Origin of the sequence: Staphylococcus pettenkoferi, assembly GCF_002902685.1 — a bacterium.
GTDB classification, from domain to species: Bacteria; Bacillota; Bacilli; order Staphylococcales; family Staphylococcaceae; genus Staphylococcus; species Staphylococcus pettenkoferi.
Window position 1 is genome coordinate 19,824 of record NZ_PPRN01000061.1, and the last position, 9,755, is coordinate 29,578.

General features: G+C 39.5%; 10 protein-coding genes. 7 read left to right on the plus strand and 3 right to left on the minus strand.

Annotation, left to right across the window (positions count from 1 at the left end):
* Positions 1 to 297: 297 nt before the first annotated feature.
* The 7 genes from CD126_RS09920 to CD126_RS09950 all read left to right on the plus strand — a co-directional run bounded on the left by CD126_RS09920 (position 298) and on the right by CD126_RS09950 (position 7,358).
* Positions 298 to 936 carry a redox-sensing transcriptional repressor Rex gene (locus CD126_RS09920; protein WP_049405871.1) on the plus strand — a complete coding sequence of 213 codons (639 nt, stop codon included), beginning with the start codon at positions 298 to 300 and terminating at the stop codon, positions 934 to 936.
* Between the two features lie 119 nt (positions 937 to 1,055).
* Positions 1,056 to 1,991 (plus strand): zinc ribbon domain-containing protein, encoded by a 936-nt coding sequence (locus CD126_RS09925; RefSeq protein ID WP_049405869.1) that lies wholly within the window; start codon positions 1,056 to 1,058, stop codon positions 1,989 to 1,991.
* 276 nt (positions 1,992 to 2,267) lie between these two features.
* Positions 2,268 to 3,365, plus strand: coding sequence for a YeeE/YedE family protein (locus CD126_RS09930; RefSeq protein ID WP_103370417.1), 1,098 nt, complete (start codon positions 2,268 to 2,270; stop codon positions 3,363 to 3,365).
* An 18-nt stretch (positions 3,366 to 3,383) separates the two neighbouring features.
* On the plus strand, positions 3,384 to 3,608 hold the full coding sequence (locus CD126_RS09935) for a sulfurtransferase TusA family protein (RefSeq protein ID WP_002471757.1): 225 nt from the start codon (positions 3,384 to 3,386) through the stop codon (positions 3,606 to 3,608).
* Between the two features lie 197 nt (positions 3,609 to 3,805).
* Positions 3,806 to 4,822: a LacI family DNA-binding transcriptional regulator gene (locus CD126_RS09940; protein WP_103370418.1), complete on the plus strand. Its 1,017-nt coding sequence runs from the start codon at positions 3,806 to 3,808 to the stop codon at positions 4,820 to 4,822.
* 83 nt (positions 4,823 to 4,905) lie between these two features.
* Positions 4,906 to 6,387, plus strand: a complete 1,482-nt coding sequence (locus CD126_RS09945) for a sucrose-6-phosphate hydrolase (protein ID WP_049405864.1) — start codon at positions 4,906 to 4,908, stop codon at positions 6,385 to 6,387.
* Entirely contained in the window at positions 6,387 to 7,358 is a 972-nt protein-coding gene (locus CD126_RS09950; RefSeq protein ID WP_103370419.1) for a carbohydrate kinase family protein, read from the plus strand. Before CD126_RS09945 ends, CD126_RS09950 begins: the two co-directional genes overlap by 1 nt.
* Positions 7,359 to 7,471: 113 nt before the next feature.
* Here CD126_RS09950 and agrA read toward each other — a convergent pair whose 3' ends face one another.
* Genes agrA through agrD form a run of 3 tightly spaced genes read right to left on the minus strand, consistent with a single transcriptional unit; the run spans position 7,472 to position 9,659 of the window.
* Positions 7,472 to 8,188, minus strand: coding sequence for a quorum-sensing response regulator AgrA (agrA, locus tag CD126_RS09955; RefSeq protein ID WP_002471758.1), 717 nt, complete (start codon positions 8,186 to 8,188; stop codon positions 7,472 to 7,474).
* 14 nt (positions 8,189 to 8,202) lie between these two features.
* Positions 8,203 to 9,495, minus strand: a complete 1,293-nt coding sequence (gene agrC / locus CD126_RS12525; RefSeq protein ID WP_103370420.1) for a quorum-sensing sensor histidine kinase AgrC — start codon at positions 9,493 to 9,495, stop codon at positions 8,203 to 8,205.
* 26 nt (positions 9,496 to 9,521) lie between these two features.
* Entirely contained in the window at positions 9,522 to 9,659 is a 138-nt protein-coding gene (agrD, locus tag CD126_RS09965; protein ID WP_002471753.1) for a cyclic lactone autoinducer peptide AgrD, read from the minus strand.
* Between the last annotated feature and the right edge of the window lie 96 nt (positions 9,660 to 9,755).

Genomic DNA, 9,755 nt, shown 5'->3' on the forward strand with positions numbered 1-9,755 from the left:
ATGAGTCTAAGATATAATAAAGTGTATCAGCTTAAGATAATAATAGATAAAATGAGCGATTAGAAAATATTTTCAATGTCGACTCGAGACGCATGATGGAGCTAGACCACAACGAAAATCCATTTTTTGAGCTCTCTGAGCGAAAAATTAGTTGAGTGTGGACCCATATGCAAGCGAGAGTCAAAACATTGAAAATTGCATACTCATTAACTTACCCTAGGCTCGTTCCATTAGCTAATTAGTATCTAAGAGTAATAGTTCTATTGATAGAAGACTCATATTGAGGAGGAAGCCCAAATGGCTATTCATAGCGATAAGATTCCTCGCGCTACTTTAAAGCGTTTACCTTTATATTATAGATTCGTCAATACCTTGAAAGCAAAGGGAATTGATCGAGTTAATTCTAAGACCATTAGCGAGGGTCTAAATATAGATTCAGCAACGATACGTCGTGATTTTTCCTACTTCGGAGAGTTAGGCAAGAAAGGCTATGGTTATAACATCGATAGTTTGTTAAACTTTTTTAAAAATGAAATTAACGAGAACCAAGATATTAAGATTGCTCTCGTCGGTGTCGGTAACCTTGGGAAAGCCTTGCTCACGTATAACTTCTCTATCCATGATGAAATGACGATTACTGAGGCGTTTGATATTCGAGATGAGATTATCGGCAAACAAATCGGTAGTGTTGCTGTAAAACATATGGATCAACTGCAAGAGACTTTGGCGCATGAAGCGATAGATGTAGTGATTCTGACGACACCTGAATCTGCTGCTCAGAATGTCGCCAATCAATTGGTGGAAGCAGGGGTCAAGGGGATACTGAATTTCTCACCTGCACGCATTGAGACGCCAGAATCTGTGCAAGTTCATCAAATTGATTTAGGTATCGAATTGCAGTCATTACTATTCTTTATGAAGAATTACCAAAGTTAAGATTAAAGCTAGTGAGAATGGGATAATGATTACTACATTCTGTTATTATCCTATTTTTATTAGCTATAAAAATAAATGTCACATTTTTCGTAATACGATTGAAAGGGGTATGTATAACAATGGTCTTCTGTACCAATTGCGGCCATAAAAACTCAGAAAATCAAAAGTTCTGTGTGAATTGTGGCGCACCACTCAGAAATGCAAATGCTTCTCAACAAACATCACAAAATCAAGATAAGGAGCAAACACAATCTCAACAACATGCTTCTCAACAAACATCTACACAACAACGACATAATCAAGGCAGTAACCAAGATCATGCACGCCAAACTACACAATCTTCGGCTTCCCAATCTCATGGGGCACATCAACAAACACGTCAAACACCACATACATATCAACAAGAGCCAGACAAACGAGGTGGCTCTAAAGTGTGGATCGTGATTTCAACAATCATCTTCTTAGCGATTCTTGCAGCGCTCATCTTTGGTGCCTATAAACTTTATGATCACTATACAAATAAATCAGACGATCACAAGCAGTCACAACACGCATCTAAGAAAGACTCAAACAAATCGAAGTCTAGTGATTCTGATAATAGTTCTAGTGATAAAGACAAAGATGACGACCCAGCAGATAATCCAACTGATCCGGATGCAGCAAAGGTTGATGTATTCAGTGATGAATTTGATCACAACTATATGAAAGCAGCATCTAAACAAGGTTACAACGGTATCAATAATGGTATGACGAGAGAGCAAGTTGAGAAGAAACTTGGTCATCCAGAAGGTGAAGTCGATGGACGCGACCACGTCTTCAAGCAGTATCATGATTTAGCCGTTTACTACAATGATGACGATGAAGTTGAACAAGTTGCGATTGCACCTCACAATGTCAGCAAGAGTGACTACATCGATAAGTATTACGACCCAGACGATCACGAGGGCGATGATCTTGTTTACGATTCAGATACAACAAACAACTTCAGTATCGTCGTTACTATCGACGGCGGTTCAGTGAAGACAATTGAGAACATTGACCAATTAGATCGTTAATTTAAGATTTATGACGATGTAGCTATAGTTAAAAGGTACATGTTAGTAATACCAACGCAAAGGTATTTTTAAAGAGCGGAACTTTTAGAGGCGTTCCGCTCTTTTTTACGCGCTGAAGTAAGGTTGATACTCGTTTTAATAGTATACATCTGTACTTTTATCTCAAACACGAAAAATATCAAAAATAATGTTAGACAGAAGTCTTGAAATAGTAATATTATAGTATTATTATTGTTATTAATCATATTAGTTTTATCGGAAATAGGGAGTGAAGTTATGAACTGGTTGATCTTAACAGGGATTATCGTTGGTATACTACTCGGATTTATTATGCAGCGTACGAGATTCTGTCTCGCTGGTGGATTCCGTGACATGTATGTCCAGAAGAACAACAAGATGTTCTACGCGTTATTAATCGCCATTGCAGTTCAAAGTATTGGACTATTTACATTATCTGCATTTGGCGTCGTGAAAGTGCCTCATGAATCTTATCCACTCATTGGCACAATTATTGGTTCATTTATCTTTGGTATCGGTATCGTTCTCGCAGGAGGTTGTGCAACAGGAACTTGGTATCGTGCAGGAGAAGGTCTCATCGGAAGTTGGGTCGCACTCGTCGCTTACGGTTTCACTTCAGCAGTGACAAAATTCGGTATTCTTCAACCTGTGATGGGACGCGTCAATCAGCCTACACAATACCGTACAAGTATGGCCGATACGACAGGTATTCCGAACTGGGTTTGGGTTATTGCGTTGACATTGATCACGCTATTCTTTGTGGTAAAAACACTACGCAAACCAAAACCTAAAATTGCAGTACCGAAATTAAAACAAAAATACACAGGTCTTAGACATCTCTTATTCGAAAAACGCTATCACCCATTTGTAGCTGCAATCGGTGTTGGTTTAGTGGCTTTACTCGCATGGCCTTTAAGTGAAATGACAGGGCGTATGCATGGGCTAGGAATTACAACACCTTCAGCGAACATTTTACAATTCTTAGTGACAGGCGATCTTAAACTCATCGACTGGGGCGTAATGCTCGTCTTAGGTATCTTTATCGGTTCTTATATCGCCGCACGTGGTTCTCGTGAATTCAAATGGCGTTTACCAGATAAGAAGACAATCCGTAATAGCGTAATCGGCGGTGTATGCATGGGCTTCGGTGCTTCAGTAGCTGGCGGTTGCTCAATCGGTAATGGTCTTGTAGAAACAGCAATGTTCTCATGGAAAGGCTGGGTTGCACTCGCATCAATGATTCTCGGAACTTGGTTTATGAGTTATTTCATGTTCGTTAAACCAATGAAACAAGCGAAGAAAGCGACTCAATCACAATCAGCGCAAGTTAAAACTCATCAAACACAAACGACCTAATATACAGGAGGTATAAGTATGGTACATGAATTAGGTACAGTAGGTATGGTCTGCCCATTCCCGCTCATCGAAGCACAGAAGAAGATGGAAACATTAGATTCAGGAGATGAATTGAAGATCGACTTCGACTGCACACAAGCCACTGAAGCGATTCCAAACTGGGCAGCAGAACAAGGCTATCCAGTAACGAATTACGAACAACTTGATGACGCTTCATGGACGATTACAGTTCAGAAAGCTTAATAAATATAAGATATGCCGCTTCTTTCGTGATGATTGAAGCGGCATTTTCTTATTGTGGCGGAAAGGCATTTTACTAATCGCGAAATAGACGATAACAATCTCGAGTTAATTCCCATTAAAGAGTAGGTTCACTTCAAGCTGTGTGGTAAAATATGGATTGAAATCGCAAATGACAAGGGTGTTGAGAGGTCTTAGATATGAAGAATATTACAGATATAGCGAAGATGGCAGGCGTGTCTAAAAGTACGGTATCGCGATATCTGAATAATGGTTCAGTGAGCGAACAAACGAAACAGTTATTAGATCAAATTATTCAAGAAACGAATTACCAGCCTAACCAGTTTGCGCAAAGCTTGAGAGCGCGTCGCACGAATTTGATAGGGGCTATAATTCCTCGTATGAATTCTCACGCGGTGGATGAGACGATTAGTGGTGTGAAAGAGGCCTGTGATGAGCATGATTGCCAGCTCTTACTCAATTTCACTAATTTGGATAAGAATTTGGAAATCGAGGCCTTAAAGATGTTTCAACGTAGTAAGGTGGACGGCATCATCTTTATGGCGACGGACATTACTGAAGAACTTCAAGAGCTTATTGGACAGTTGGGCGTTCCTGTCGTGATCGTTGGCCAGAGTAAAGACGGCTTCAATTGCGTCGTTCATGATGACTACCGTGCTGGGCAACTCGTAGGTGACTACATAGGTCAACAGACGATGGAGCATAGTACGTCAAAATCAGGGACAGACACTACATCGCAATCACCTCAAGTTCAATTTTTCGGCGTGACAGAAGAAGATTATGCAGTAGGTGTGTTGCGTAAAAAGAGCATGCTCAACGCTTTAAGCCATTACAATATTCAGCCTAACTTCACATTAACGTCATTTAATTATCGTGAAGCATTGGAAGATATCACAGCACGTTTTCAACAACATTCAATCACACACTATGACACGATAGTCGGCGCTACGGATGCTATTGCCTTGGCTGTCTACAAATACTGTAGCCAATATCAAATACCACATCCTTGGCCGACAATGATTGGATTTGGTGGAGATCCGATGACTGAACTTGTGTCGCCACCGATTCACACAGTGAAATATAAATATCGTGAAGCAGGCAAAGTGGCGATTGCACAACTTTTCAAAGCACTCAATCAACAATCAATTCAGTCGCCACAGATGATTGATGTGTTTTTTACAGAAAGAGAATCATAAAGAATCAATAAGTGGAACCGATACCAAACGAGCGGTTATCCATGTTAGAATAAGTTAATGAGTAAGTAACAGGAGGAACGGATATGAAAGCGTGGACGAGAGAAGAACGATATCAACCTATGGAAGCGGTGAGTCCAGTCACACTAGAAGCGATGAAAGAACAAGTGGCGGAGTCGCCGTATCGCCAAACTTTCCACATTCAACCTGAAACGGGACTGTTGAACGATCCAAACGGGTTGATTTACTACGATGGCGAGTACTACATCTCTCATCAGTGGTTCCCACTCGGCGCGGTGCATGGCTTGAAATATTGGTTTAACTACCGTAGTCGTGACCTCGTGCACTTTGAACCGCACGGCGTGATTCTGAAACCTGATACGGAATATGATAGTCACGGCGTTTATAGTGGCAGTGCCTTTGAGTATCAAGGACGTTTGTATTACATGTATACAGGTAACCATCGGGATGAGGATTGGACACGTACGTCCTCTCAGTTGATTGCTAAAATGGAAGACGATGGGACGTTGACGAAATTCCCTAAACCGGTGATTGCTGGTTCACCTGAAGGCTATACGCAACACTTTAGAGATCCTAAAGTCTTTCAACGTGGGGATACTTATTATGCTATTATAGGTGCACAAACTGAAGATGAAGCTGGACGCTTGCTCCTGTATAAATCAACAGACATTGTTAAGTGGGAGTTTCATGGAGAAGTGCACACACGTCTCGATGCGTTTGGCTATATGTGGGAATGTCCTGATTACTTTGAACTAGACGGGCATGATTTCGTTATGTTCTGTCCTCAAGGTATTGAAAGTGATGGCGAACGCTATCGTAATATATACCAATCAGGTTATTTAATCGGTCAATTTGATATTGAACAATTGGAGTTTAACCATGGCGATTTCTTAGAACTTGATCACGGCTTTGACTTTTACGCACCACAGACGTTTACGAGTGAAGATGGCGAACGCGTCTTGATAGGCTGGATGGGCTTGCCAGATACGGCTTATCCAACTGATGAAGATGAATGGGCGCATTGTCTCACAGTCCCACGCACATTACATATTGAGGATGGCAAGTTAAAGCAACGCCCGATTGTGAATTTGCAGAAGTTGCGTACCAATGAGGAAACGGCACTCGGCTATGCGAATAAATTTAATCGCAAGTTGCAGCCATACGAGGGCAAGCAGTATGAACTCATTATAGATATTTTGGAAAATGAGGCGACAGAACTCTATTTCGAATTGCGTGCCTCTAAGACACAATCGACATTGATAACGTATAATACGCGGACGCAACAATTGACGTTAGATCGCTCTGAAAGCGGTCCACTGCCAGAACCTGTAGATGGCACGACACGGAGTACTGTTCTCGATACGCCGTTAAAGCAACTTCAAATCTTTGTAGATACTTCAAGCATTGAAATCTTCTGTAATGATGGCGAACGCGTACTGACTTCACGTATCTTCCCTGATTCAGAAGCGACAGGTATCAAAGCATCGACAGAATCTGGACAAGTGTACTTGAAATTCACGAAATATGACTTAGAGGAGAATGTATAATGCGTCGTTTATTTGCGATAGGGGAAGCGTTGATTGACTTTATCCCTAATCAAACAGATATATTATTGAAAGACGTCGAAGGCTTCACACGCCAAGTAGGAGGTGCGCCTTGTAACGTAGCGGCTACAGTAGCGAAGTTAGATGGTCATGCTGAAATGGTGACGCAACTCGGTGAAGATGCCTTTGGTGACTTAATCGTAAGCACGCTAGATGAGATTGGCGTGGGAACGAAGCACGTGTTGCGAACATCTGAAGCGATGACTGCACTTGCGTTTGTAAGCTTAACTGCAAGTGGGGAGCGCGATTTCTCGTTCTATCGTAAACCATCAGCGGACATGTTGTACGATAAAGCCAATATTGAAACTTTGGATGTACATGAAGACGATATTATGCATTTCTGTTCTGTCGACTTGGTTGAGAGTGAGATGCGAGAGGCACATCAAGCATTGATTGAGACTTTTCATCGTAAAGGTGGAACGGTCGTGTTTGATCCGAATGTGCGTTTGCCGTTGTGGGAAAGTCCAGAGGCGTGTCAGCAGGCGATTCGTCAGTTTATTCCTCAGGCACATGTCGTGAAGATTTCTGATGAGGAACTTGAATTCGTGACAGGTAAAAGTAATGAAAGAGAAGCAATTGACTGGCTTTTCCAAGGACAAGTAGAAGCGGTCGTTTATACGAAAGGTGCCGAAGGGGCGACTCTCTATCTAGCTGACGGTACGGAATTGAGTCATGGCGGCTTTAAAGTACAACCAATTGATACGACAGGAGCAGGAGATGCCTTTATCGGAGCATTTATTGCCCGCTTGTTAGAAGAAGATAAGCAGTCACTTTCTGATTTGCTTAAAATGAAAGGCGAAGACATGTTGCGCTTTAGTAACTATGTTGCGAGCGTAGTGACGACACAATATGGCGCGATTAGTAGTATTCCCGAATGGGAGGACGTTGAAAAGGGATTAACGAGAGAAGAATAAGGGGTGTACATTTTAACGGTTGGTGAAGGGAGTCACTAGCCGTTATTTTTCTTTTCACACCAAAAAGGCACCGTCCCATGAGTAGGGCGGTGCTTTCGTGTGTAAATAAGTAATTATATCTTTTTCACGTTACGGACAGAGGCATAGCACTCTTCACCATTTTTAAAATAAACTGTCCGTGACTTCGAATCGATCGACTCGATATTATGTCGATTAACAACAAAGCTGTTGTGACATCTAAAGAAGCGGTCATCCAGCTGACTCAGTTCTTTCAGGTTGCCGTAGAATTCAATTTGTCGATTATCTAAATGAGCGATAAGTCGATGGGATTTGGAAGATGATTCAAAGAACATCACGTCGTCGTATTGTACATAGGCGGAGTTGCTACCACGTTTCAACTCGATCGTCTCAACATTACTCTCTTTACTGAGCAGTTTAAGACGTGCTTCAGATGTTTCCAGACAATCAATGATACGCTTCTGTAACTCATTTGGCTCATCTTTGAAAATAAAGTCCATTGCGGAAACTTTGTAAACGAAAGTGAGATAAGTGAGCTCACTATGACTCGTTACGAAAATGATATTGCCTACAGGGTCATGTTTACGAATTTCACTCGCGAGCTTAATTCCGTTCATGTCCGCTTCTAGTTGAATATCTAAAAAATAACAACCGATGTCGTTAATTTCTTTAGAACGCTCAAGTACTGCATAAGGATCATCCGTAGACATCTCAACTTTCATCGGTTTCTCCTCGATCATAATATAGTTATTAATGATGGATTCAATACTTTCTCGTTGCTTAATATCATCTTCACAAATGAATATTTTCAAATCTCGTCACATCCTTAAGGCTCGAAGTCTAATATTTCTACTTTTTGAATGAAAAAGCCGTTTTCAATCGTTGTATCAAGAAGTACATTCTCATTATCTTCAGCAATTTCTTTCAATGTAGATAAACCTAAACCACGATTGTCTCCTTTGGTAGAGAAATTCTCTTCAAAGAGCGTGTGCACACGTGGCATGTCCGGTTGACATTTATTCATTACTATAAATGTAACAGATTCACTCTCTTGAATAAAACCAACTCTGATGAGCGGCTCATCTTTAAGATGTTCAGACGCCTCAATCGCGTTGTCTAAGATGATGCCAATCATGCGGGAGAGGTCGATCGTTTGAAGATTAATCTTTTCAATAATATCAGGCACTTCTATACTGATTCTGATATTTTTCTCTTGCGCTTGAAGAATCTTCGTCGTAAGAAGACCTTTAATTTCACGCACGTAAAAATTCTCAAGGCCGTTGATCTTAATCGATTTCGCCTGCATATTGTCTTGCATAGGTACGATTTCTTCATTAAAATATTTGCGCAAACCTTCCATATCATCCTCACGAATAAATTCAGACATCGTTGAGAGGATATTCACATAATCATGGCGGAATTTGCGCATCTCATTGTTGATTTTTTCAATTTTAAGCGTGTATTCGTAGTAGTTTTGTACTTCTTTCATGTTTCTTTTGTATTGTACTTCGCGGATTATACTATAAGATATAGTGATTAATAAAAAGACAAATATTAAAGTAAATATTATATAAATACCTGCTAGAAACTTAAAATCAGGGAAAGGTATAAAGTTTTTAGGTACATACATATATAATACTACAAAAGCAGCAAGTAATGATAACGAAATCAAAATTAAATATAGTTTACTTAAAGACAAAATAGATTTGTTTAATATGTTTAATAATTTATTGAATAAGTAAGCTAGTATTAATATGAATATCGTATGAATAACTGAATATATGAGATTATCAATCAAATTGAAAGGACTGTACTCTCTAAATATTCCCATAGTAAGTATTGTAAAGAAATTCATTATGAATGATAATAGATAACTTAATATAGCGATAATAATACCTACTAAACGTTTTTTATAATAACCATACACTATTACACTCAACGACAAAATAATTATGGAAAATTGACCGATTATGAAATAAAAAATCATGCACCCTATTAATATAAATAATAGGATGACCAAATCTTTTGTTCTATACCTGATATTACCAATAATAGCTATTATAACGAATAGCATAACCATTTGATAGACAGGTAAAAAGATAGAATTTAATAAATCCATTATTTACACACTTTCTAACTAATAGATTATTTATGCAGATCAGTTATTTCTTTTGGAACTTCAGGTTCATCCCACCAACCTCCACATGGATAAACGCCACTTTGTTTTCCTAAGATACTAAATGAAGTAATTAGTATCTTAAAAAATATATTAATTAATTTCATCCCTTATATTCCTCCTTAGGTACAAATATAGGTAATTGTGAAATACCTATTAGAATTTCGCTATATAACAATAAATCCTGTCTCTTATACACATCT

What these genes read in the sequence shown, in the direction of transcription:
- agrC (WP_103370420.1), bottom strand. Translation starts at nt 9,495, where the DNA reads ATGGATTTATTAAATTCTATCTTTTTACCTGTCTATCAAATGGTTATG.
- CD126_RS09945 (WP_049405864.1), top strand. Translation starts at nt 4,906, where the DNA reads ATGAAAGCGTGGACGAGAGAAGAACGATATCAACCTATGGAAGCGGTG.
- agrD (WP_002471753.1), bottom strand. Translation starts at nt 9,659, where the DNA reads ATGAAATTAATTAATATATTTTTTAAGATACTAATTACTTCATTTAGT.
- CD126_RS09930 (WP_103370417.1), top strand. Translation starts at nt 2,268, where the DNA reads ATGAACTGGTTGATCTTAACAGGGATTATCGTTGGTATACTACTCGGA.
- CD126_RS09950 (WP_103370419.1), top strand. Translation starts at nt 6,387, where the DNA reads ATGCGTCGTTTATTTGCGATAGGGGAAGCGTTGATTGACTTTATCCCT.
- CD126_RS09940 (WP_103370418.1), top strand. Translation starts at nt 3,806, where the DNA reads ATGAAGAATATTACAGATATAGCGAAGATGGCAGGCGTGTCTAAAAGT.
- CD126_RS09920 (WP_049405871.1), top strand. Translation starts at nt 298, where the DNA reads ATGGCTATTCATAGCGATAAGATTCCTCGCGCTACTTTAAAGCGTTTA.
- CD126_RS09925 (WP_049405869.1), top strand. Translation starts at nt 1,056, where the DNA reads ATGGTCTTCTGTACCAATTGCGGCCATAAAAACTCAGAAAATCAAAAG.
- CD126_RS09935 (WP_002471757.1), top strand. Translation starts at nt 3,384, where the DNA reads ATGGTACATGAATTAGGTACAGTAGGTATGGTCTGCCCATTCCCGCTC.